Below are 23,268 nucleotides of genomic sequence, written 5' to 3' on the forward strand. Positions count from 1 at the left end.
AACAAGCCCGCCGGCATCGGCGGTGCCTTGCGTCCGCGTGCATCGACAGGGTTGCCCTCCCTATCGCAGGATGTCGGCACCCCGACCACGCCGCTGGACCCATGCCCGCCATTCCCCATGCCGACCGCACCTTCGCCGCCTTCCTGTTCGACATGGATGGCACCCTGATCGACAGCATCGCCTCCGCCAACCGGGCATGGTCCCGCTGGGCCCTGCGCCACGGTCTGGACCCGGCACCCCTGCTGGCAACCATGCACGGCGTGCGCGCGGTGGAGACCATCCGCCGCTGGGCACCGCCCGGCACGGACGTGGAGGCGGAGGTGGCCCAGCTGACGCGGGACGAGATCGACGACGTGGCGGGCACCGTAGCCATCCCTGGCGCGCCAGCCTTCGTGGCGGACTTGCCGGTCGCGCGCTGGGCGGTGGTGACCTCGGCCCCCCGCGCCCTGGCCCAAGTGCGCCTCATGGCCGCCGGCCTGACCCCGCCGCCGGTCATGGTCACCGCCGATGATGTCAGCCGGGGCAAGCCGGCGCCCGATCCCTTCCTGCTGGCCGCCCGCCAGTTGGAAGTGGCGCCGCGGGATTGCCTGGTGTGGGAGGATGCGCCCGCCGGTATCACGGCGGGGGAGGCGGCCGGCGCCGCCGTGGCCGTCATCACCGCCACGCACCACCAACCCCTGGAAACCAGACACCCGCTGGTGCCCAACTATGAGCCGCTGAAAGCGACGGTGGCGGCCGATGGACGCCTGCGGGTCACCGCACGCAATTGACTAGGCCCAAAGTCCGGGGCCCTTCCTGATGATCAGGTCGGCCAGGGCCGACGGCGCACCCTGCAGCCGGCGGCTGCGACCCAGCACGACGAACTCCACCTCCCCCAAGGGGGGCAGGGCGGCGCGGTCGTCGATCTCCACCAGTTCGGATCCCGGTGCCCGCATCAGCAGGGGCGACTGCGCCATCACGCCCAGGCCCGCCTGCGCACCCGCGCGCAAGCCGGCCAGCGTTTCGCTGGAACAGGCGACGAACCAGGGTCGACGGGCGCCGTTCAGGGCCTCCATCGCCAGGGTGCTGGTGATGGAGGCGTTGGGGTAGAGCACCAGGGGCACGGCTTCGTTCGCGCCCAGCGCCAGGTCTCGGTGGGCCAGCCAGGCCAGACGTTCGCGGTGGATCAGCGTGCCGCGATCGTCGCCCGGCTGGCGCTTGGCGAACACCAGGTCCAGCCGGCCGGCGTCCAGCTTCTGGTACAGCAGGCTGGTCAGGCCCACCGTCAGCTCCACGCTCAAAGTCGGATTGGCGCGACCCACGTCGCGCAGCAGGTCGGCCAGGCGTGTGAGGGTCAGGTCGTCCGAGACCCCCAGGCGCACGCGGCCGCGCGGTGCGCTGTCGGTGAAATAATCGGCCGCCTGCCGGCTGAGGCCCACGATATCGCGCGCCAGTTCGGCCAGCACGGTGCCATCGGCCGTCAGCACCACGGTGTGGGTGTCGCGCTCGAACAATTGCCGGCCGCAGGCGGCCTCCAGCCGGCGGATATGCTGGCTGACGGTGGACTGGCTGATGCCCAGGGCCGCCCCCGCCGCCGTGAAATGCCGCGCGTCGGCCACGGCCAGGAAGGTCCGCAGTTGATTGAGATCGAACACCGTCATTGCATCCAATAATAACTGTTATTTCTGCACATCGTCCGGTGCCTTAGCCATATTGGGTGTGTCGGGACCAAGTCATTGGAATTAATGGCAGGCCACCCGGCGGCAAATCGTCCCAGAAGATCACAGCAGCCCCGACCCTCTTTGAAAATCATCCTCAGGTATGAGCCGGGGTGAGGGGCCAGCCGTGCCTTGCCCGAGGTATCCGTCATGACCGACTTCACCAGGCGCAACATCATCGCGGCCGGCGCCGTGGCCGCGGCGGCTGCCGCCGCGAACTCCGCCGGCGCCGCCACCTTCGGCAATCCCGATCGGCCGGCCCAGGGCCGCGTCAACCTGTCCAACCCCATCGCCGGGCAGGAGCCGGGGCCGCAGAACCCGGCGCTGGCCAGCCAGTTTCCGTCCTTCCAGGATCCGCCCGCCACCGACGTCGCCGGCATGGACCTGTTCTGGGCCTCGTTCAACAACGCCCACAAACGCATCCAGGACGGTGGCTGGGCGCGCGAGGTGACCCAGGCCGACTTCGCCATTTCCGAGGCGGTGTCCGGCGTGAACATGCGCCTGGGGCCGGGGGGCGTGCGGGAACTGCACTGGCACCAGCAGGCGGAGTGGGCGGTGATGACCGACGGCAAGTGCCGCATCACCGTCATCGATGCCGACGGCCGGCCCGCCGTGCGTGATGTGAAGGAGGGCGATCTCTGGTACTTCCCGCCCGGCCTGCCGCATTCCCTGCAGGGCATCGGCACCAGCGGGGCCGAATTTACCCTGGTGTTCGACAACGGCCGCGCGTCGGAGTTCAACACCCTGCTGCTGACCGAGTGGATGGCCCACACCCCGCCCGAAGTGCTGGCCGAGAATTTCGGCCTGCCGCAGAGCGCCTTCAAGAACATCCCGGTGGACGACCTGTGGATCTATCAGGCCAAGGATCCCATTCCGCCGCTGGAGGAGGTGCAGAAGGCCGTGCGCTCGCCGGATGGTGAGCCGGAGTTCGAGTTCACCTTCTCCATGGGCACCATGAAGCCCACCCGCGTCACCAAGGGCGGCTCGGTCAAGGTGGTGGACACCCGCAACTTCCCGGTCAGCAAGACCATCGCCGCCGCCCTGGTCACCATCAAACCAGGTGGCCTGCGGGAACTGCACTGGCACCCCAACGCCGACGAGTGGCAGTACTACCTGAAGGGGCAGGGCCGCATGACAGTGTTCAACACCGGCCCCCGCGCCCAGACGGCGGACTTCCGCCCCGGCGACCTGGGCTACGTGAAGAAAAGCTTCGGCCATTACGTCCAGAACACAGGCACCGAAGATCTGGTGTTCCTGGAAATCTTCAAGGCCGACCGCTTCCAGGAGGTCTCGCTGGCCCAGTGGCTGGCCTGTACCCCGCCGGAACTGGTGGCCCAACATACCAACATGGATCCCAACCTGATCCGGCAATTCAACAAGGCCCGCTGGGATATCCTTCCGGCCTGAGGCCGATAGCGCCTCTTTACCCCTCCCACAAACTTGCCGCCGACATCCAGGGGCCCCCGTGTCGCCCCGATCCGTCGGCGGCCTTTTGGGATGCGTCATCATGCATAGCGTGCTGCCCGCCTGGCGCCAGATCCTGCTGTTCCAGTCCCCCCGCCAGCTGGCCTCCCATGGGGCCGGCACCCTGGCGACCATCGCGGCCGGCTTTTTCCTGTTCATCGGCGTGCCGCGGCTGATGGGCCATGGTGCCATCCCGCCCGACGTCCTGGCGGGAACGCTGGCCTTCGCCATCGCCATCTCCCTGCGCGTTCCTTATGAGGTGCAGCCGGTGCAGTGGCGCGTCAGCAGTGCCTATCCCGGCCTGTTCGCGGACAGGGCCGCCGTGCTTCTGGCCAGCATCGACTATCTGCCGGCGGAACGCGCGGACGGGCGGATCCTTTATCGCCTCGCTCCCGCCCCATCGCTCCCCTGGCTGCGCTGGCGGGAATGCAGGGTGGAGGTACGCGTGCATGGCGCTGACGTCACCATCATCGGCGCCCGTATCGCCGTGCGGCACCTGCATCGCGCCTTGAAGAACGCCTGACGTTTCAGCGGTGCCGGAGGTGTCAGCCGTGGTTGTAGCGGGACACGGCCTCGCGCACGCCCAACGCCTCCGCCATGCGCACCAGGTCGGCCAGCGATTCCGCCTCCATCTTGCGCATCAGATTGCCGCGATGGATTTTTACCGTGATCTCGCTTAGCGCCAGGCGGCCCGCGATCTGCTTGTTCATCAGGCCGGCGGTGACCAGGCCCATAACATCGCGCTCGCGCCCCGTAAGGCCGTCATATCGGGCGCGCAGCAGGGCGCTTTCGTTCCGCTTGGCCCGCCGCTCGCGATCGCGGGCCACCGCCTCGGCTATGGCCCGCAGCATGTCGTCTTCTTCGAAGGGCTTGGGCAGGAAGGTGACGGCGCCGGCCTTCATGGCGCGCACCGTCATGGGAATGTCGCCATGGCCGCTGATCAGGATGACGGGCAGGTGGCTGTCGCTGCCCAGCAGCTGCTCCTGGAAATCCAGGCCGTTGGCGTCACCCAGCTGGACATCCAGCACCAGGCAGGCGGCGGCGTCGGCGGCGTCGCAGGTCAGGAAGGCGTCGGGGCTGGCAAAGGTGCGCACGGCATAGCCGCAGGACCTCAAGAAGCTCTCCAGCGAGCCTCGCACCTCCGCATCATCATCGATGACGCAGATGAGGCTTTCCGCCGATGCCGCAACCGACCCTGTCATAGCCCGCCCCCTTGTTTGGCGTGATGCCCGCGCCGCCATCCATGGCCCCTCGCGCCCGCTAAAACCATCATATCAAGGTATGGCCCGGTGGGGATCAGGCAGGTGTTCTAGAAGCCTCTATAAACGGTATAGTTGCAAAACCTATTAGGTTCGGCTATCCATGACGTAAGCACCGGCTGAAAGGAACGGCAGGTCGAACATGCAGTGCCTTCTGCCCCGATGGCGTCAGGTCCTGATCTTCCAGTCCCTGCGCCAACTGCTGTGTCACAGCGTCGGCACCCTGGCAGGTGTAACCGTGGGCCTGATGATCTTCAACGGCCTGTTGCGCCTGGCCGGCCAGGGCCCGCTGCATGCGGATGTCATTGCCGGCACCTTGATCGGCAGCTTGGCCGGGTCCCTGCGGGCGCCTTATGAGGTTCTACCGTTCCGGTGGCGGCTGACAGCGGCTTATCCCGGCATCGTGGCCGCCAAGGCCACGGCCATCCTGGCAGGCATCAAGTACCAGCCGGCCGAACGCGCCGGCGATCGCATCTTGTACCGCTTGGCCGTCCCCTGGTGCCTGAGTTGGTTGGCGTGGCGGGAGAGTGCGGTGGAGGTGCGCGTGGATGGGCCAGACATCACCATCACCGGCGCCCATGTCGCGGTCCGCCGTCTGCATCAGGCGCTACAGGATGACCCGGCGGTGTTGAGGGGAGGGGAGTCCGATATTTGATGATAAAGGACACGGATCATACACAAGTTTGCCGAAACAATTGTCGGTATCAAAATAATACTCCGTAATAAATGGCAAATAATAATCGGCATGACTAGCGGACTTCTGCCGTAATTTATGTTAATCCACCCTTCCTGCTACCCGCTTAATGCAATTCCGCGCCACCAACGGCGCGCACCATTCTGTTTGGGGGGATTCTTTCATGGAAAGCCTGAGCACTCATATCTTGCCCGTGCTGCGGACCATGCCTGACGGGCCGTTCCGGGAACCGTTGCTGAAGGGCTTTTCGAACTGCCCGGCCGACTTCGCCGCCATCGAGAGGGGATTCAGTATCCTGACGGCGGGCAAGCAGGACCCTGACGTCCTGCGCCGGTTCTTCGCCAGTTGGAGCCAGACAAACAACAGCGCCATGACGGTCGCCGGCATCAGCAATCGATTGACCCTGAAGCTGTATCGCGGCGAACCGGTGATCGACTCCCACGCCCTGCTGCAAAGCCTGGTCGCCCTGCATCGCATCATCGATGAAGACCTGGCGGTGACGCACAAGGTCCTCCATTCGCAGCTGTTCCACACCATGGCGACCAGCATCGTCGGCGACGACGCCTGGCTGCAGACCCGCCACATCGACCCAACCGCCGCCGATTTCAAGAAGTGGAAGGACCATATGTCCCTGCGGGAGCCTGACATCGCGTTGGGCTTGCTGACCACGCTGACGCACGAGATCTACACCCATGGCGAAGTCGAGTTCATCCTGCCGCTGTTCAAGCGCTGGCTGGTCGATCAGTACCATTACACCGAAGAGGACACCGCCCGGCCGCTGCGCTGGATCACGGTGCATTGCGGCGGGACCGAGAAGAATCACTTCTTCCACGCCGTGAACACCCTGACGCATTACGCCCGGGCGATGGAGGTTGACTGGACGGCCTATGATCTGGAAGGGATCATAGGCCAGTATCTGCAGAGGAAGGCCGCCGTCCTCCACGCCCTGTTCCCCACGGCCGGCTGACATCTGGCGCGAACCTTGATCGAAACAGGCGGCGCCGGAGAGGCGATGGCGCCGCAACCGAGAGACCGGCGCAGCAAGCGCCATACCTGCCGCTCGCTCAAGCCCAGAACAGCCGCAGCGGACGACGCCGTCAGACGGCCGCCAACCACATCCCCAAGAACCTCCACCCGCCGAACTTCCCGGTCGCTCATCACCACCCAGCCCATCACCAACCTCCCAGCCGGCACCACCCAACCAGGAGACTGACACTTCTACTTTGCACAGGCCTGACATTTTAACTTTGCGCTTACATACCAAAAACCGATAAGATACGTTATGGAAATTATATCTAAGCCGGCAGGTCGGCCGGGACGGGGCTTAGCGGCTTGGCTTGCCGCATGACGACCAAAGTCTTGAAAGTGCGGACGTTTTCGTCAGACAGCAGCATACGCCGGGTCAGATCGTCATAGCCTTCCATGTCGCGGGCGACAACGCGCAGGGCGAAGTCGTGGTCGCCGGTGACGTACCAGGCCTCCACCACCTCCGGTACGGCGGCGATCTTGCGCATGAACTGGTCGATGATGTGACCGCCGCCGGCGTCGGTGGCGCGGCCGCTGTCGCGCTCCAAGGTCACCAACACCACCATGGTCAAAGGCCAGCCCAGCGTGCGCGGTCGGACGATGGCGACCTCACGCTCAATGGCGCCGATCTCGCGCAGGCGCCGGACACGGCGGTAGCAGGCTGGGCCCGACAGGCCCACCCGCTCCGCCAGCGCCGGCATGGGCAGGCGGGCGTCGCCCTGCAGCTGCTCCAGCAGCTTGGCATCGATGGCGTCCAGCTCAGGCGATATCATTTATGGGCCATGCGTATGGTGCGTGATAAAAACTATCATGAATCGGCCATAATCGACACGTTTAGACCAGCCGCATCACTAAACTATCGTGACGCTTGAGCCTCAGGCGTCCTGGCACCGCCTTTTGATCGTCGATCTCTCCCATGTCCCACGACACCACCCTTCCCCCCTCCACCCAGGGGGTCGATCGCCTGATCTCGATCCTGCCCACGGTGGCTGTGTTCGCCGCCATGATATCGGTCACGACGGGCGCGTCCATCGCCAAGACCCTGTTCCCGGTGACGGGCCCGCAGGGCACCACGGCCCTGCGCCTGACGACGGCGGCCCTTATGCTGACCCTGCTGCTGCGGCCTTGGCGCCTGCGGCTGACGCGGAACAGCTGGCGGCCGCTGCTGGTTTACGGCGGCGCCATGGGGGCGATGAATTTCCTGTTCTACCAGGCGCTGCAGACCATACCGGTGGGCATCGCCATCGCGGTGGAGTTCACGGGGCCGCTGGGCCTGGCGCTGCTGTCATCCCGCCGCCGGGTCGATTTCCTATGGATAGGGTTGGCCGTGGCGGGGCTGGCGCTGCTGCTGCCGCTGGAGCGGTCGGCGGCGCAGCTGGACCCGTACGGCATCGCCTGCGCCCTGGGGGCGGGCGTGTTCTGGGCGCTGTACATCGTCGCCGGCAAGAAGGTGGGCGGCGCCCATGGCACCCAGGCGACAGCGGCGGGCACGCTGATCGCCGCCACCCTGGTGCTGCCTATCGGGATCGCGCAGACCGGGGCCGCCACCCTGTTCCAGCCGGCCATCCTGGGCAGTGCCGTCATGGTGGGGGCCCTGTCCAGCGCCCTGCCCTACACGCTGGAAATGTTCGCGATGCGCCGCCTGCCGGCCCAGACCTTCAGCACGCTGACCAGTGCGGAGCCGGCGGTGGGCGCCCTGATGGCCATGGCGCTTCTGGGCGAGGCGCTGTCGCCCCTCCACTGGCTGGCCATCGCCACCATCATGGTCGCCTCCATCGGCGCCACGCTCAGCGCCCGCCGGTCAGCAACCCCCGTGATGCCGGAATGAAGCCAGCGGCGGCCACCAGGGCCGACAGCCGGTCTTCGGGCGCGGCCGCCAACAGCAGAAGGGCGGCATAAGGGTCGCCCCGCAGCTTCAGCACCTGCGCAAAGGCGGGTTCGGTCTTCAGTCCGTCCAGCCGGGCCGCCATGACGGCGGCGCGTAGGGCCGGACCGCCCAGGGACAGCAAGCGCGCCTCCACCATGAAGTGCCGCCATCCCGCCTGCATCTCCACCGGCTCGGGGCTTCCGAAAACCTCGAAGGCCCAGCCGTGGGCCCGGAAACGGGCGATGATCGGCCGCGGCGCCCGCCGCCATTGGTGCAGAGTGAAATCCTCCCAGTCCGCGCCCATAGTCCATAGCGCCGTGGCAAGGGCGGTCGCGTCCCGGGCATGGCACAGGATGTCGATGTCACTGGACGGCAGATCCAGGCCCAGGGGCGGCGTGCCCGCGACGCGCGGGTTGAACGCCGCCAAGGTCTTCATGAGGCCGGTCAGCGCCAGCGCCTCCTCATAGGACGGCTTTTCCGTCCAGCGATTGTGCCACATGGCGCCGCCCTCCGTGGGCCTCAGGCCGCCGGCTTGCGGCAATAGTCGGCGAGGGTGTAGGCGGCGCGGATGTCATAGGGGCGGCTGGGCTTCAGGATGAACTCGCTGGCGCCGTAGCGCACGGCGCCGTCGGACCCGCCAGCCTGGGGATGCCAGTCATAGGTGTACCCCAGGCGGGTCCAGGGCGCGCCGCCCTCGACATAATTCACGCGCATGTTGCGGGCGAACCAATCCCAATAGCCCTGCGTCTCCAGGCAAGCGGCGTCACCGGCGGTGCAGGTGGGCCGTGCCGCGGTGGAAGAGGTGTCCAGGGTGCAGTGGGCGGCCGTCACATCGGTGTCCGGACACGGGCGGGCCAACGCCTCGGGCGCCACCCACATCTCCACCACCTCGGAATAATCGCGGGATGGGTCCAGGCCCAGATACTGTTTCACCCGTTCGGTTTTGGCGGCTGCATCACCGGTGGCACCGGCGCAGAACTCCTGCAGCTGCGGCACGGCCGTCACCCACATGGTGCCCCAGCTGTCGGGCGAGGTGCCGCCGGCCTTCCCGGCATAATATTTCTCATAAGCCGCGGTGGCCATGGTCGAGGCCACCAGCACCTGGCGCCCATGCGGTCCATCACGCCACATCAGCTTGGCCCAGGATGCCTGGGGGGCATCGGGCACGATGCGCACCAGTTCCGGCCCGATCAGGTCGGGCCGCGCCACGGCCGCCGCGTTCAGGGAGCGGGCGAAAAGCTCGGCCGGCGTGGCATTGGTGCCCGGCCCGGCCGATCCCGAGCCACCCGTTCCTTGTCCCGTGGCGGCGCAGCCGGCCAGCACCAGCAAAGCCACCGCGCCCATGATCAAATTCGTCCGCATCCCAGCCCCCAGGGTTTAATCCGCTGGAGCCTGGTATGCCGGAAAGCAGGCCGGGTCGCAACCTATACGGAATTCAATCCAACAAAACACCCGTTAAGGAGGAGCGGCCGCCAGTACCTGCCGCTCTTCCAGGATGCCGCGGATCTTGGCCGCCAGTTCGTCCATGGCGAAGGGCTTCATCACCATGTCCATGCCCGGCTCCAGGAAATCGCCGCGCACGGCGGCGTTGGCGGCGTACCCCGTGACGAACAGAACCGGCAGGTTGGGCCGCCGCCGGCGCGCGATCTCCGCCAATTGCCGGCCGTTCAAGCCCGGCAGGCCGACATCGGTGATCAGCAGGTCGATCTGGCTGGACGATTCGATGACGCTCAGCGCACCGCGCCCGTCCGCCGCGTGCAGGGCGGTGTACCCCAGTTCCTGCAGCACATCCAGGACCAGCAGCCGCACGGAATCGTCGTCCTCCACCACCAGGACGATTTCCCCCGCCCCTTCCGGAGTCTCGCCCATGCCGGCCAGGCCGCCATCCTGGGCGTTGGCGCCACCGTCGCACGGCAGGTACAGGGTGATGGCCGTGCCGCGCCAGGGCTCGCTGTCGATGCGCACATGGCCACCCGTCTGCTTCACGAAACCATAGATCATGGACAGGCCCAGGCCCGTGCCCTGGCCGATAGGCTTGGTGGTGAAGAAGGGATCGAAGGCCTTCGCCACCACATCGGGCGGCATGCCCATGCCGGTATCGCTGACCCGGATCATGACATAGTCGCCGGGCGACAGGCCGTCGTGCCGGTTGGTGTAGGACCGGTCCAGGGTGGCGCGGCTGGTCTCGATGGTCAGGATGCCGCCGTCGGGCATGGCGTCGCGCGCGTTGATCGCCAGGTTGAGGATGGCGCTTTCCAGTTGGTTCACGTCACTGCGGGCCGCCGTCAGGTTCTCCGCCACGGTGATGCGCAGCTCGATCTGCTCGCCCAAAGTCCGGCGCAGCAGGTCTTCCATGGAGCGCACCAGGCCGTTGACGTCGATGGGCTTGGGGTCCAGCGACTGCCGGCGCGAGAAGGCAAGCAGGCGATGGGTCAGGGCCGCCGCCCGCTGGGCTGAGGCCATGGAGGCGTCCATGAACCGGTCCAGGTCGTTCAGCCGCCCCTGGGAAATGCGGCGGCGCACGATGTCCAGGCCGCCGATGACGCCCATCAGCATGTTATTGAAGTCGTGGGCCAACCCGCCGGTCAGCTGGCCCACGGCCTCCATCTTCTGGGCCTGGCGCAGCTGCTCTTCCGTCTGGCGCAGCATGTCGGCGCGCTGTTTGTCCTCGGTGATGTCGCGACCGTAGGCGTAGACCAGGTCACCTTCCTTGGACGTGTTCCAGGAGATCCAGCGCAGACTGCCGTCCTTGTGCAACTGGCGGTTCTCAAAATTGGTCAGGTTCTGGTCATGAAGGGCGCCCATCAGCGCCTCCGCCGTCCCCACCATGTCGTCGGCGTGGACGAAGTCCTGCACTTGGCGGCCCACGACCTCTTCCGTCTCATGGCCCAGGATGGCGGTCCATGAGGGGCTGACCGCCCGGCAGATGCCATCGGCGCCGATGATGACCAGCAGGTCACGCGAGTTGTTCCAGACGCGGTCACGCTCCCGCGTGCGCTCCTCCACCCGCGCCTCCAGCGTCTCCGCGAACTGGCGCAGCTTTTCCTCCGCATCCTTGGACGCGGTGATGTCGTAGATCACGCCGATGAAGCGGCTGCCCGATCCCTGGCGCCCTTCGCGGTCGCGCTTGCCGTCGCGGCGGTGCTCCCCCCGCTGGGCCAGCCAGCGGATCTCCCCCGTATCGGGCCTGCGGATGCGAAACTCGCGGTAGGGAGGCGCCGTCTCCCCGCCTTCCAGGCTGGTGATCAGGGGGGCGTCATCGGCCAGCACTACGGCATTGACGGTGCGTACCGGCAGGGCCGTGGTCGGGTGCAGGCCCAGCAGGCGACAGAACTGCTCGGACACGGATACGGTGCCGAAGCCGCTGATATACTCGAACGTGCCCACGCCGCCGGCGGTCTGGGCCACGCGCAGCTGTTCCTCCACCCGCTTCTGCTCGGTGATGTCGGCCAGCACGCCACGGAAGCGGCGCGCCGCCCCGTCGGCGGTGCGGTCGGCCCCCCCGCGGGCCGAGACCCAGCGCACCGTGCCGTCACGGCCCACCACCCGGTAGTCCTTGGCGAAGATGTCGGCGCCATGCATCACCCCGGCCACGGCGATGCGGATGCGCATGCGGTCGTCGGTATGGATTGAATCGAAGAAGGCGTCGGTGGACAGGCCATTGCCGGCGGCCACCGGATCCAGGCCGTACAGCTCGGCGAAGCGGGCGTCGGCATAAAGCCGGCCGTCGGCCACGTCCCATTCCCAGGCGCCGGCGGTGCCGCCCACGGCCTGGGCCAGGCGCGCCCGTTCCTTGGCGTTGGCCAGCGCCTGGCGGCTGGCGGCCAGCTCGGCCTCCACCTCCATGCGGGCGAGCTCAACGGTCTGGTCACAGTGGGTCCACAGGAAATAGGGCGTGGTGCCCTGACCATCCACGACCGGGGTCAGCCGCAGGCGGTCCCAAAAAATGGTACCATCCTTGCGCATCACCCGCAGATCGGCCGTCAGCGGCCGGTCGGCGGCCAAAGCCTCCTCGATCCCGGCCAGGATGGCGGGGTCGGCATCGGCGGCGGCCAGGAAGCCGAAAGGCCGGTTGGCCAGGCCGCTAAAGGCGTGGCCGGTCAGGCGTTCGAACGCGGGATTGGCGAAAACCAGCGGCTCGCCCGGCCGGCGATGGTCGGTGATGGTCAAGGGCATGCCGGACTGGACCAGCGCGTCCAGCAGCGGGCCGCACAGCGCCCGCACCTCCGGCAAAACCCCGCCGTCCCGCTCCATCACGATCACAGCCTCCGCTCGGCCGGTCATGCCCGTCCCCTCCCCCCGGCGCCAGAGGCAAGACCGTCAGTGGGCATCGCCACCGTCCGTGCCCACCACCCGCGCGATGAATTCGCCGATCAGCTCCTTCAGCGACTGCAACGACGGCAGATCCATCAGCATGGCGATATAGCCCCGGATGTCCCGGCCGCTGATGGCGAAATTGATGTACAGGAACAGGACGACGCCATCGTCATCGTGTTTTTCCGCCAGTTCGAACAGGATCTGCCCATCGCCGCGCAGCACCTGCGGCAACGACATGGTCAGGGGCCGCTGAAGGATGTTGGCCATGGTGGCCAGGCAGCCGTTCAGAACGACATTGCCCGTCTCGGCCAGGGCCTCCTCCTCGATGTCCACCATCTCCGTTCGAGACAGCTCATCCTGTGTGACGGCGCGGACCAGTTCCAGGCTGTTGGACTCAGGGAAGATCAGCAGGGCGCGGCCGTTGAAGGCGCCGGTGAAATCCTGGCGAACGGCCACCAGTTCATCGCTTTCCCGCTCCTGGATCAGGGTGGCGGCCAACTTGCGCCCCACCACCTCCACCGACGGCACCGACAGCGTCACCTGGTTGCCCACCATCTTGCGCAGGCTGACGGCCGCGCGGCTGACACCGATGTTGACCAGTTCGGTCAGCGCGTCGTTCTCCAACTCATCCAGGATATGGGGGGTTTGGTTCATCCGTGCACCGCGCGCAGCTTCAAGGCCGCGCCGGACAGGAAGTCCCGGATCCCATCTTCGGTGATGGGCTTGCTGACGAAGGTGGCGTTGGCCGCGCGGGCGCGGGCGATCACCTCGTCCTGCACATTGGCGGTCGCAAGCGCTATGGGCATGTCCGGGTAGCGATGTCGCATATGCTCCGCCAATTCCAATCCATTTCGGCCGGGCATGTTGAAGTCCAGGATGGCGAGGTCGACTTGACCATCGCGCAGGATGGCCAACGCCTCGTCGGCATTGCCCGCCTCGACCTTTGTCCAACCGGGCTGCAGCGCCGCGATAGCCTTGGCCACGACGATGCGCGCTAGTTTGCTATCATCGACGATTAAGACCGTAGTACCCATTTCAACCATCCCGCCCAAGTCATCCAATCTGCCTATTATCGTCACCAGCAAGTTATCGGTCTTTTCGCGCCCGGCCAGTGACCAAATATGTATAGCGCGCGCCCAGTAATCTTGTCTGCGAAAGACTTACCGCGGCGCCGCCAAATTGGGTATGACCCAATCGCGGAGAAATATATCTTCGGCCATACCGCGTACATTAGGCCGAAAAGCGAGCAAAACCTGGACAACGGCGCCGTGCAGGTGGCGGCAGGCGGTGACGTCGATTTCGGACTCGGGCGCCGCCTGCAGCCGCGACAGCAAGGTTTCCGCGTCCTCGGCGGCGCAAACGCCTCGCAGGCGGATCACATTCCCCGCCACCTCCACCGTCATGGCGCCCCCTGCCCCACCGGCGCCGTATCGCCGGGCGCGGCGGCGATCAGGCCGGGCACGTCCAGGATCATCAGCACGTGCCCATCCCCCAAAAGAGTTGTCCCCAACAGGCCCGGCATCGCGGATAGCAGGCCGGTCAGGGGCCGCAACACAACGTCGCGGCGACCGACGAAAGCGTCAACCTTAACCGCCACCAAGTCGCCGCCCACCCGCGCCACCACCGCCCGGCACGGTTCCCCATCCGTCCACGACTCTTCCGGCAGCCCCAGCAACGCCGCCAGGGACAGGAGCGGTACGGCCGTGTCGCGCAGCACGAAGGCCCGCCCGGCGCGAATGGGCCGGACGCGGGCCGGGTCCACGCGCGCCGTTTCAACGATGCCGTCCATGGGGATGCCGTAGCGTTCCTCCGCCACCGCCACGACCATTACCTTGGTCAGCACCAGGTTCAGGGGCAGGACCAGGCGCACCGTCGTACCTTGGCCGGAGGCACTGCTGATGCCGACGCTGCCGCCCAGGCGGCCGACCGCGGCGCGTACGGCGTCCATGCCCACCCCGCGGCCGGACAGGTCGGTCACCGCCTGGGCGGTCGAGAAGCCGGGACGGAACACCAGGTCCAGCACCTGGTCGTCGGCCAGGGAGTCCAGCATGCGGTCGGGCAATAGCCCGCGCGCGGCGGCGGCCTGGCGGATGCGGGCCGGGTCCATGCCCCGCCCATCGTCCGCCACGTCGATGACGACGTGGTCGCCCTCGCGCCGGGCGACCAGGCTGATCAGGGCGCGGGCGGGCTTGCCCGCCGCCGCACGCTCCGCCGCCGGCTCGATGCCGTGGTCGACGGCGTTGCGCAGCAAATGGGTCAGGGGTTCGAACAACCCCTCGGCGATGGCCTTGTCGACCTGGACATCCTGGCCATCGACCGCCAGGTCGACCTCCTTGCCCAAGGCGGTCGCGGTTTCGCGCACCACCCGGGGGAAGCGGCGCAGCAAGGGCAGGATGGGCACCAGGCGTATGCCCATCACCGTGCGGTGCAGGCGCCCGACCAGCCGGTCCAGCGCCGCCTGGCGGTCCCCCAGGATTTGCGCCGCCGCTTGCGGCGCCAATCCGTCGGCCATCTGCCCCGCCAGATCGGACAGCGCGTTCTTGGCCACCACCAGCTCATCCACCAGCTGGGCCAGGGCGTCGATACGTCCGGCCTCCACCCTCAGGCTGCGGGGCCCCTCCGCCAGGACTGGCGGCGCCACGGGCGCGGATGGTGACGGAGGCGGCGACCAGGACAGCAGCTGAATTTGGTCGGGCACGAAACGGAAGGGGCCCTTTACCGCCTCCGGCGCCGCAGCCGACAACAGTTCAATCACCAGGTCGCAGGCGTAGGGATCATAGGTATCGGCCGCCACAGGAGCCGCGGCATTCCGCCGGGTGATGCGCAAGGCCAGCAGATCCGGCACCGCCCGCGCCAAGGCGACAGGATCCTCCCCGCGGAAATAGCAGCCGGCATCGGGGACATAGCGCAGCGCCGTCACAGTGGGGTGGCGGGCGGGGTCCAAGTCGCGGTCCCGGAACAGGGTCTCGATCCAGGCGGTGTCGATGTGCGTCGCCTGGACCGCTGCGGATACCGGCGCGTCGCCGTCGAGGGCGCGGCTTAGGCGGCTGACCAAGCCGGCCGCCACGGCGTCGGCGTCCGCCGGCAGGTCGCCGCCCGTCGCCGCCAGGGCGCCCAGCCAGCGTTCCGTCTGGCCGGTGGCCGCGATCAGGGCGTCCATGGCGCCCCGTGACAGGGCCCGGCGCCCATCGCGCCACGCGCCCAGCAGATCCTCCGCCACGTGCAGCACCCGCCCCATGGCCGGCAGGTCGAACAGGCCGACCGAGCCCTTGAGCGTGTGGATGGCGCGAAAGGCTTGGTCGACCAGGGCGGCGTCACCCGGCCGGCCTTCCAGGGCCAGCAAGGCTTCGCCTGCCTGCTGCACCTGCTCCGGCCCCTCTATCAGGAACTGTTCCAGCAGTTCATCCATCGCGGCCCGCCTTGGTTGGACGGGGATCACGCGGGCGCTGGTAGACCACGGCGTCGGCGAAACGCTGCACGTCGAAACTATCGCTCAGGCGGGCCAGCGACTCCGAATGGCCCAGGCACAGATACCCGCCCGGCACCAACCGGTCGTACAGGTTGCGCACCGCCTGGCGCCGCGATCGGTCATCGAAATAGATCAACAGGTTGCGGCAGAAGATGACATCGAACCTGCCGTGAATGGCCAGCGCATCCCCATCCATCAGGTTGGCATTGGTGAAGGTTACGGATTCCCGCAAGTCCTGGATGATCTGGAAATGCTCAACCCCACTCCGTCCTTTGGATTCCAGGAAATAGTCCCGCCGCAGATCCGGCGGCAAGCGCGCCATCGACTTGGCTGTGTACAGCCCCCGCCGCGCTTCCTCCAAGGCTTGGGTGTCGATGTCCGACCCGACGATCTCCACATGATAGGCGTCCACCATAGCCCAGTTCTCCAGCAGCCAGATGGCGATGGAATATGGTTCCTCGCCCGTCGAGCAGGGGATGGACCATAAGCGCAGCTTGTCGCCCGGCCCCCGCCTGGAAACGATGTCCGGCAGCATGTCGCGGCTGAGGCTCTTCAGCTGATGGTCTTCGCGGTAGAAATACGTTTCGTTGATGGTGAAGCTGTTGATCAGCCGCTCCAACTCCACGGGATCCAGGTGCAGGCGGTTGAAATAGTCGGTGAAACTGTCGGCCCCCGTCAGCGCCATGCGCTGGCCCACCCGCCGGTCGATGTAATACCGCTTGCTCTCTCCGAACTGCATGCCCGTGCGGTCATACAGGAACTCGCAGAAGCGGGCGAGTTCGGACGCGCTCAGCAGCGGGGCGTCGCCGTTGGGGCCCTGGTGGCGGCCGGGACTCATCGGCCGGCCACCATGCGCACCAGGCGGTCGGATATCTCCTCCAGCGGAGCCACCACGTCCGCGCCACCCGCCTTGACCAGTTCACCCGGCATGCCCCAGACCACGGCACTCTCCTCGGACTCCGCGATGGTGCGTCCGCCGCCGTTATGCAGGCGGGCCATGGCCGCCGCGCCATCATAGCCCATGCCGGTCATCAGCACGCCTACCAGGCGCCACGGCTCCACCAGCGACAATGCGCTGTCGACCAGGCGGTCGACGCTGGGATGCCAGCGGTATTCTTCCTTGGCGGGTGTAGGCAACGCCACCAAGCCGGAGGGGCGCTGGCTCAGGACCAGGTCGGCGTCGCCGCGGCCGATGTAGACATTGCCCGGGGCCAGCGGGGTGGGGCGCGCCACTTCCTGTACCGTCAGGGCGCAGAGGCGGTCCAGGCGGCGCGCCAACGGGCCGGTGAAGGTGGCCGGCATGTGCTGGGCCACCAGCACCGGCCAGGGAAAATCCGCCGGCAATCCCTCCAGCACGGCATCCAGCGCCGGCGGACCACCGGTGGAACAGCCGATGAGCACCAGGCCGGGCAGCGCCTGCCTTTCAGGCAGTGCCGCCCCTTCGGCCTCCTGCGGCGGGGCGTCGGTCAGCGCCCGGACGCGCCTGGCCCGGGCGGCGGCGCCCCGGGGTATGGTGCGGATATCCAGCCCGCTGGCCTCGATGGCGCCCGCCTGCCGGCGCAGGCGCTCGGCCAGGCGGTGGGACCGGCGCAGGCGGGCGCTCGCCGCCTGGCGCACCTTGTCCACCAGACCGGGCCCCAATTGGTCCATCTTGAGGGAGATGGCCCCCTCCGGCTTCTGGACGAAATCGACCGCCCCCAGCGCCATGGCCTCCAGCGTCACCTCGGCCCCCGCCTCGGTGAAGGAGGAGACCATCACCACCGGCCGGGGCTGTTCCACCATGATCTGGTCCAGGCAGGTCAGCCCGTCCATCTGCGGCATGTGGACGTCCAGGGTGATGACATCGGGACTGAACTCCCGCAGCTGGGCCAGCGCCTCCAGCCCATCGCGGGCAAACGCCACCTCGAAATCACCGGCCGCGGTGAACAGGTCGCCCAGCAGGCGGCGGACCAGGGCGCTGTCGTCGACGATCAGCAGGCGGGTCACGGGGCGGCCGAACCGGTCATGGCATCGCCCCCCGCCGGGGCACCGTCCCCCTTCAAGGCCGCATCAAGGGCGGCCAACAGGTCACGCTCCGCCCGGTCCAGCAGGGCCTGCGGTTCGATCAGCAGGATCATGCGCCCGGCGCCGTCCACCGTTTCCAGGTTGGCGACGCGGCTGAACATCGGCGCGCCCTCGGCGTCGCCCGGCCGGGTGAAATCCGGCGCCTCACTCACCCGGCCAGCCGGCAGGGCCAGGATCTCCGACACGCCATCCACAGCGAATCCGGCCAGCTTGCCGTTGATGCGGGTCACGATGACCCGCCGCCGGCCCGTGCCGGGCCCGGCCACGCCAAACCGGCGGCGCTGGTCGATGACCGGCAGCACCTGGCCGCGCAGGTTCATGACCCCCTCGATGAAGCCAGGCGCCTTGGGCACGCGGGTCAAGGTGTCGGGCAGGCGCACGACCTCCTCCACCGCGTCCACGGGCAGGCCGTATTCCTCGTCCCCCAGCTGGAAGACCACCACCCGGTCACCCGCCGTCGCACGGCCGTCAGTGTTCGCGTCAGGTACGTTCATGTCAGCTGCCTCCTGCGCGTCGGGGCCGCCCTCCGCCAGAATATGCGCTACCGTGTCATCCCGGAACAGCCGTGCGCCCGACAGGATGGAGACCAGGCCGCGACCATCCGGCAGACGGCAGATGGACTGGATCTGGGCCTCACCCCGGCCCCGGTTCAGCACCGCCGGCACGGCGCCCACACTGTCCGCCGGGACGCGCAGGATGGAATTCAGCCGGTCAACCAGCAGCCCCACCCGCGAACCACCGACATGGGCGACGACCACACGCGTGCCGCGCTGATCGCCGGGGGCGATACCCAGGCCCAGCAGCGCCCGAAGGGAAACGATGGGCAAAAGGGCGCCCCGTAGCGAAACGGCGCCCACCATGGCGGCGTCGGTCCGGGGCAGCGTCGCCAGATGGCCCGGCAGGGTCATGACCTCCCCCACATCCACCAAAGGCAAGGCGTAGGCCTGATCCGCCAGGGTGAAGGCCAGGAAGGCGCTCTCATCCTTGGCCGCCTGCCGACGCGGCGCAGCGGGCTCCGCCGGGCCTGCTCCAGCACCGCGCCGGACCAGGCCGGCGAACTCCCGGCGCAGCAGCTCGGCCAAGTCGATCAGGCGCAGGGCGCCGTCCTTATGGGCGTATAGCCCGCCAGCGGCCTGGTCCGCGCCGGCGTCAAGCTGGGCCAGCGTCCCCACCTCGTCCACCGTCAGCGCCACGGGCTCCTCCGCCTGCAGCAGCAGAAGGCGGGAGGCGGCGCTGGGCGCGGCCTCCTCTCCACCCAGCAGGCGGGCCAGCGACAACACGGGCACGACGGCGCCGCGCACGCTGGCGACGCCGGCCAGGCCGGCCGGCGCGTGCGGCACCCGGGTGACGCGCACCTGGCGCAGCACCTCGGTCACGTCGGCGGCCGAGGCCGCCAGCCGGTTGGCGCCCACGCGGAAGGTCAGCACTTGCTGGCGGCGGCCCCTGGCCGCTTTGGAAGCAGCCATCACCCGGCTTTCTGCAACTCGTCGGCCAGCGACGCGATCTCCTCGATGGCGGCCGCCAAGTCTTCCGCGCCGCGGGCTTGCTGCCGGGCGGCGGTGGCGGCCTGGATAGCGGCCCCGCCGGCCAGTTCCGCCGCCACGGCGATTTGCTGCACGCCGTCCAACACTTCGCGTACCGTGCCGCTGATGGCGTCGGCGCCGGCGACGATGTCGCTGCCAGCGGCATACAGCTCCTGCGCGCCGGTGGCGATGGCGGCCAGCCGGACGTCGATCTCCTTGTTCTTCTGCATCTCGGCCTCGGCCACGGCGGCGATCTGTTCCAGATCGCGGCGCACGGCCGCCACCAGCAGCTGGAACTGGCGGATGACGTCCTTGGCGCGGTCGGCGTTTTCGCCCGAGTCCCGTGCTAGGGCGCGGATATCGGTGGAAACAACGGCGAAGCCCGTGCCCTGGTCCCCGACCCGCGCCGCCTCGACCGATCCGCTGACGGCCAACATCGTGGTCTGCACCGCCACGATGGCGATGCCGTCCACGATCTTCTCCATGCGCCGGCCGGTTTCCTCCAGCGCGGCGACCAGGTCGATCACCACGCGGGTTTCGGCCAGGGCCCGGCCCACGCCCTGGGTCAGCCTGCCCACGGTGGCACGGCCTTGCGCCAGCATGGCTTGCGAGTTCCTGATCCGGTCCAGCGCCTGACCGGCGCTGGCGCCGGTGGCCTGGGCCGCCCGCTGGATCTGCGCCATGGCGCTGCTGGACTGCTGGGTGGCGGCGGCCTGGATCTGGGCCCCCCGGCTGATCTGGTTGATGGCGATCAGGATTTCGCCGGCGGCACCCGACAGCTGCTGCACCGCCGCCGACAGCTGCTCCGCCATGGCGCCCACGTCTTCCACCAGGCTGTCGCGCTGGCCTTCGAGGCTGAGGCCCTCGGACAGGGCGGCCAGGGCGTCGGCGGCCTGGCGGCTCTGGTCCAGCGCCTGGCTCTGCTGTGCCACGGAGCGCTGGGCCTCCGCCGCCGCCGCCGATTGTTCCTCCGCCGCGCTGGAGATGTTTTCCGCGCCCTTTTGCGCCTCCCGCGCGGCGGCGTCCGCCTCCACCGCCGCCAGCAGGATGGCCTGGGCGCCATCCACCAGGGCGGCCAGGTCGGCGCGGGTGCTCTCCAGCTGGGTGGTGACGGTGCGCCCCTCGGCGGCCTCGGCAGTCGCCGTGGCCGCCGCCGCGCGTACCCGGTCCGCGACGATGCGCACCTCATCCGTGATGCTGCCGGCCAGGACCTGGACGTCGCGCGACCGCTTTTCCGAGGTCTCGGACAAGGCGCGCACCTCATCCGCCACCACGGCGAAGCCCCGGCCGTGATCGCCTGCCCGCGCCGCCTCAATGGCGGCGTTCAGGGCCAGCAGGCCGGTCTGGTCGGATATGTCCGCCACCGTGCGGGTGATGTCGCCGATGTGGGCGGCGTGGCGTTCCAGCGTGACAATGATGTCGACCGATTTCAGTTGCCGGTCAGCGCTGGCAGCCACCGCCGTCACCGACGCCTCGATCAGGGCGGCGGCCTCGGTCAGTTGGGTCTGCAGGGCCAGGGTGCGTGTCTGCGCCCTGTCCGCCCGCTCCCGCGCCTGCTGGAACGAGGTGGCCATACCCGCGACGGCCGCCAGGGATTCGTGGCTGGCCGACGCCGCCTCTTCCGCCGCACTGGCGATCTGCTCCAGCGACCGGCGCAGCTCTTCCGCCGCGGCGGACGCCTCCGCCACGCCGGCGGCCAATTCCTCGGTGGCGGCGGCGATACGTTCCGCCGCCGTCTGGCGTGTAGCGGCCAGCAAGGGCCGGCGCGCGCGCTTTGGCTGTGCCACGGCCTTGGGCGCGGCCTTCACCGGCGCCTCGGCCGTGGCGGCGGCCGCCGCCTGGGTGCGGGTTCGGCCCTTCGCCCCGGCCAAGCGGGAGGTTTTTACCAATGCCATGATGTTTTCCCCAATCCGAAGCCCCCGTCTGCGAAGGGGGCCCCGCCCCAAACCGTCCGGGAGGGCATCCCGGGTATCCTTGGCGTCACGATGCGCGGAGTCCGTTCTACAGGCCAGCCGCTTGCCGCGGCAAGCGACGTAAGGCCATAGGCAGTATGGTCAAGGGGCGCCGGCGCACGGTCCCTTCATGGGGAGCCACCTCTGGCAAACCCACAAGCGTTTCGCGTAAAGCTGTGCGCGCAGGCCTTTGAGGAAGGGAGAGGGCGATGGATGCGCGCGGGATGACGAAAGTGGCGGCGGCGATGGCCGTGGCTGTCCTGTGCGTCCCGGCATGGTCCCCTGCCCGGGCCGGCGCGCCCACCCAGGTGGAGGTGCTGCGCGGCGGCGATGACGACGTCACGGCCGCCCTGGCCGGCGCCGTCGTTCAGGCCTTCGGCCGCGACGGCGCCTTCGTGCTCAGCAGCGGGCACCGGGCCAGTTCCCTGATCGTGGTGGTGCAGGCCCCCACCGCGGCGGCGCGCGCGGGCATCCATTACAAGCTGGCCTTCCCCATCCGCTACGCCTCCGCCCAAGGCCAGACGCTGGGGTTCACCGAAGTCACCTGCCAGGAGAACACCCTGACCAAGTGCGCGGAACAGGCCGTGGCCGCCGCCGGCCCCGCCGCGGGCAAGCTGGGCCGGCATTAACCGCGCGATCTCAATCGGCCTCGAAATTCATGGCGACGCCGTTGATGCAATAGCGCAGGTGCGTGGGCGGCGGGCCGTCGGGGAAGACGTGGCCCAGGTGGCTGCCGCAGCGGGCGCAATGCACCTCGGTCCGTACCATGCCATAGCTGCGGTCCACCGTGGTGGCGACGGAGCCCTCCACCGGGTCGTTGAAGCTGGGCCAGCCGGTGCCGCTCTCGAACTTGCGGGTGGACTGGAACAGCGGCTGGCCGCAGCCGGCGCAGGAGAAGGTGCCCGGCCGCTTCTCATGGTTCAGGGCGCAACTGCCCGGCCGTTCGGTGCCGTGGCCGCGCATGACGGCGTACTGCTCCGGCGTCAGCAGCTGGCGCCATTCCTCGTCCGTGCGCACCACTTCGTATTCGCCATCCATGGCCTGACGCTCCTTTTATACCAAGTCGCTACCGATATGGGTCGCTACCGATATGGGCCTTCGGCGCGCGGATTGCCACAGGGTCGTGGCCGTCCGCCTGCTTGCCTTATGGTTCGGCCGGCGCCATAAACGGTGCCGATCGGCGCGGCGCCAAAGACAAGAGAATACAGGATGATAACCGGCGACCTGACCAACCACCTGGAAGTCGTGCTGCGCCTGGCCATGGCCTTGACCCTGGGCTCGGGCATCGGCTTCGAACGCCAGTTGCACCAGAAGATGGCGGGGTTGCGCACCAACGCGCTGGTGGCCCTGGGTTCCGCCGGCTTCGTCATCTTCTCCGCCATGGTGGGCCAGGGCGATCCCACCCGCGTGGCGGCACAGGTGGTGTCGGGCATCGGCTTCCTGGGCGCGGGCGTGATCCTGCGCGAGGGCGTGAACGTCCACGGCCTGAACACCGCCGCCACCCTGTGGTGCTCCGCCATGGTCGGCACCTTCGCCGGCGGCGGCTACTGGCTGCCCAGCCTGGCGGCGGCCGGGTTCGTGGTGGTGACCAACTTGATCCTGCGCCCCCTGGTGCGCCGCATGAACCGCCGCATCCTGATCGCCACGGACGTGGAGACGCACTACACCGTCTCCGTCACCTGCAAGGGGGCGGAGGAGGCGCACATCCGCTCCCTGCTCATGCATGCCCTGACCCACGGCGGCCTGGGCCTGCGCCGCATCGACAGCCAGGACGTGCCGGACAGCACCAAGGTGGACGTGACCGCCAAGGCCGTCTCCCCGACCCGCAACGACGCGGCGCTGGAACAGATGGTGGGCCGCCTGAGCCTGGAGCCCTACGTCTACGCCGTCAGCTGGGAAGTGGAGCGGGCCGAGCCGGAAACCTAAGGCCCCCCCC

23 protein-coding genes are annotated in these 23,268 nt (G+C 68.3%); 8 read left to right on the forward strand and 15 right to left on the reverse strand.

Annotated features, from left to right (window positions below; genetic code table 11):
* Window positions 1–101: 101 nt before the first annotated feature.
* Window positions 102–770 (forward strand): HAD-IA family hydrolase, encoded by a 669-nt coding sequence (locus tag P5F91_RS25355; protein ID WP_145610006.1) that lies wholly within the window; start codon window positions 102–104, stop codon window positions 768–770.
* Here P5F91_RS25355 and P5F91_RS25360 read toward each other — a convergent pair whose 3' ends face one another.
* Window positions 771–1,634, reverse strand: a complete 864-nt coding sequence (locus tag P5F91_RS25360; protein ID WP_186454707.1) for a LysR family transcriptional regulator — start codon at window positions 1,632–1,634, stop codon at window positions 771–773. It abuts the gene before it with no gap.
* Between the two features lie 213 nt (window positions 1,635–1,847).
* On the opposite strand from P5F91_RS25360, the gene P5F91_RS25365 reads away from it, so the two are divergent.
* Window positions 1,848–3,104 carry a cupin domain-containing protein gene (locus tag P5F91_RS25365; protein ID WP_145610008.1) on the forward strand — a complete coding sequence of 419 codons (1,257 nt, stop codon included), beginning with the start codon at window positions 1,848–1,850 and terminating at the stop codon, window positions 3,102–3,104.
* A gap of 100 nt (window positions 3,105–3,204) precedes the next feature.
* Complete coding sequence (locus P5F91_RS25370) at window positions 3,205–3,684, forward strand: hypothetical protein (RefSeq protein WP_277908624.1); 480 nt, start codon at window positions 3,205–3,207, stop codon at window positions 3,682–3,684.
* 22 nt (window positions 3,685–3,706) lie between these two features.
* Here P5F91_RS25370 and P5F91_RS25375 read toward each other — a convergent pair whose 3' ends face one another.
* The gene (locus tag P5F91_RS25375) at window positions 3,707–4,363 is read right to left on the reverse strand and encodes a response regulator transcription factor (protein ID WP_145610010.1); all 657 of its coding nucleotides are present in this window, start codon (window positions 4,361–4,363) and stop codon (window positions 3,707–3,709) included.
* Window positions 4,364–4,562: 199 nt separating this feature from the next.
* Here P5F91_RS25375 and P5F91_RS25380 point away from each other — a divergent pair, with 199 nt between their 5' ends.
* On the forward strand, window positions 4,563–5,075 hold the full coding sequence (locus P5F91_RS25380) for a hypothetical protein (protein ID WP_145610011.1): 513 nt from the start codon (window positions 4,563–4,565) through the stop codon (window positions 5,073–5,075).
* Between the two features lie 202 nt (window positions 5,076–5,277).
* Entirely contained in the window at window positions 5,278–6,081 is an 804-nt protein-coding gene (locus P5F91_RS25385) for a hypothetical protein (protein WP_145610012.1), read from the forward strand.
* Window positions 6,082–6,409: 328 nt separating this feature from the next.
* On the opposite strand, the gene P5F91_RS25390 is transcribed toward P5F91_RS25385, so the two are convergent.
* Window positions 6,410–6,913 carry an Lrp/AsnC family transcriptional regulator gene (locus P5F91_RS25390; RefSeq protein WP_277908625.1) on the reverse strand — a complete coding sequence of 168 codons (504 nt, stop codon included), beginning with the start codon at window positions 6,911–6,913 and terminating at the stop codon, window positions 6,410–6,412.
* A gap of 143 nt (window positions 6,914–7,056) precedes the next feature.
* On the opposite strand from P5F91_RS25390, the gene P5F91_RS25395 reads away from it, so the two are divergent.
* Window positions 7,057–7,968 carry an EamA family transporter gene (locus tag P5F91_RS25395; RefSeq protein ID WP_145610014.1) on the forward strand — a complete coding sequence of 304 codons (912 nt, stop codon included), beginning with the start codon at window positions 7,057–7,059 and terminating at the stop codon, window positions 7,966–7,968.
* On the opposite strand, the gene P5F91_RS25400 is transcribed toward P5F91_RS25395, so the two are convergent.
* The 11 genes from P5F91_RS25400 to P5F91_RS25450 all read right to left on the reverse strand — a co-directional run bounded on the left by P5F91_RS25400 (window position 7,928) and on the right by P5F91_RS25450 (window position 21,275).
* A complete protein-coding gene (locus tag P5F91_RS25400; RefSeq protein ID WP_145610015.1) occupies window positions 7,928–8,506 on the reverse strand; it encodes a DUF4269 domain-containing protein in 579 nt (192 codons plus the stop codon). The two genes, P5F91_RS25395 and P5F91_RS25400, sit on opposite strands and share 41 nt — an antisense overlap.
* Window positions 8,507–8,526: 20 nt before the next feature.
* Window positions 8,527–9,369, reverse strand: a complete 843-nt coding sequence (locus tag P5F91_RS25405; RefSeq protein ID WP_145610016.1) for a hypothetical protein — start codon at window positions 9,367–9,369, stop codon at window positions 8,527–8,529.
* Window positions 9,370–9,462: 93 nt separating this feature from the next.
* Entirely contained in the window at window positions 9,463–12,291 is a 2,829-nt protein-coding gene (locus P5F91_RS25410) for a hybrid sensor histidine kinase/response regulator (RefSeq protein WP_145610017.1), read from the reverse strand.
* 36 nt (window positions 12,292–12,327) lie between these two features.
* A complete protein-coding gene (locus P5F91_RS25415) occupies window positions 12,328–12,978 on the reverse strand; it encodes a chemotaxis protein CheX (RefSeq protein WP_145614889.1) in 651 nt (216 codons plus the stop codon).
* Window positions 12,975–13,358, reverse strand: a complete 384-nt coding sequence (locus P5F91_RS25420; protein ID WP_145610019.1) for a response regulator — start codon at window positions 13,356–13,358, stop codon at window positions 12,975–12,977. The genes P5F91_RS25415 and P5F91_RS25420 overlap by 4 nt, the downstream gene beginning before the upstream one ends.
* A gap of 126 nt (window positions 13,359–13,484) precedes the next feature.
* Window positions 13,485–13,727, reverse strand: a complete 243-nt coding sequence (locus tag P5F91_RS25425; RefSeq protein ID WP_145610020.1) for a hypothetical protein — start codon at window positions 13,725–13,727, stop codon at window positions 13,485–13,487.
* A complete protein-coding gene (locus P5F91_RS25430) occupies window positions 13,724–15,733 on the reverse strand; it encodes a chemotaxis protein CheA (protein ID WP_277908626.1) in 2,010 nt (669 codons plus the stop codon). Before P5F91_RS25430 ends, P5F91_RS25425 begins: the two co-directional genes overlap by 4 nt.
* Complete coding sequence (locus tag P5F91_RS25435) at window positions 15,726–16,631, reverse strand: CheR family methyltransferase (RefSeq protein WP_277908627.1); 906 nt, start codon at window positions 16,629–16,631, stop codon at window positions 15,726–15,728. Before P5F91_RS25435 ends, P5F91_RS25430 begins: the two co-directional genes overlap by 8 nt.
* The gene (cheB, locus tag P5F91_RS25440) at window positions 16,628–17,779 is read right to left on the reverse strand and encodes a chemotaxis-specific protein-glutamate methyltransferase CheB (RefSeq protein ID WP_277908628.1); all 1,152 of its coding nucleotides are present in this window, start codon (window positions 17,777–17,779) and stop codon (window positions 16,628–16,630) included. Before cheB ends, P5F91_RS25435 begins: the two co-directional genes overlap by 4 nt.
* A complete protein-coding gene (locus tag P5F91_RS25445) occupies window positions 17,776–19,323 on the reverse strand; it encodes a chemotaxis protein CheW (RefSeq protein ID WP_277908629.1) in 1,548 nt (515 codons plus the stop codon). The genes cheB and P5F91_RS25445 overlap by 4 nt, the downstream gene beginning before the upstream one ends.
* Window positions 19,323–21,275: a methyl-accepting chemotaxis protein gene (locus P5F91_RS25450; RefSeq protein ID WP_145610024.1), complete on the reverse strand. Its 1,953-nt coding sequence runs from the start codon at window positions 21,273–21,275 to the stop codon at window positions 19,323–19,325. The genes P5F91_RS25445 and P5F91_RS25450 overlap by 1 nt, the downstream gene beginning before the upstream one ends.
* 281 nt (window positions 21,276–21,556) lie before the next feature.
* Here P5F91_RS25450 and P5F91_RS25455 point away from each other — a divergent pair, with 281 nt between their 5' ends.
* Window positions 21,557–21,961 (forward strand): hypothetical protein, encoded by a 405-nt coding sequence (locus tag P5F91_RS25455; protein ID WP_145610025.1) that lies wholly within the window; start codon window positions 21,557–21,559, stop codon window positions 21,959–21,961.
* 10 nt (window positions 21,962–21,971) lie between these two features.
* On the opposite strand, the gene msrB is transcribed toward P5F91_RS25455, so the two are convergent.
* A complete protein-coding gene (msrB, locus tag P5F91_RS25460) occupies window positions 21,972–22,370 on the reverse strand; it encodes a peptide-methionine (R)-S-oxide reductase MsrB (RefSeq protein WP_040847084.1) in 399 nt (132 codons plus the stop codon).
* A gap of 171 nt (window positions 22,371–22,541) precedes the next feature.
* Here msrB and P5F91_RS25465 point away from each other — a divergent pair, with 171 nt between their 5' ends.
* Window positions 22,542–23,258 carry an MgtC/SapB family protein gene (locus P5F91_RS25465; protein WP_145610026.1) on the forward strand — a complete coding sequence of 239 codons (717 nt, stop codon included), beginning with the start codon at window positions 22,542–22,544 and terminating at the stop codon, window positions 23,256–23,258.
* Window positions 23,259–23,268: the final 10 nt, after the last annotated feature.

It is taken from the genome of Nitrospirillum amazonense, assembly GCF_029594735.1.
Taxonomy (GTDB): domain Bacteria; phylum Pseudomonadota; class Alphaproteobacteria; order Azospirillales; family Azospirillaceae; genus Nitrospirillum; species Nitrospirillum amazonense.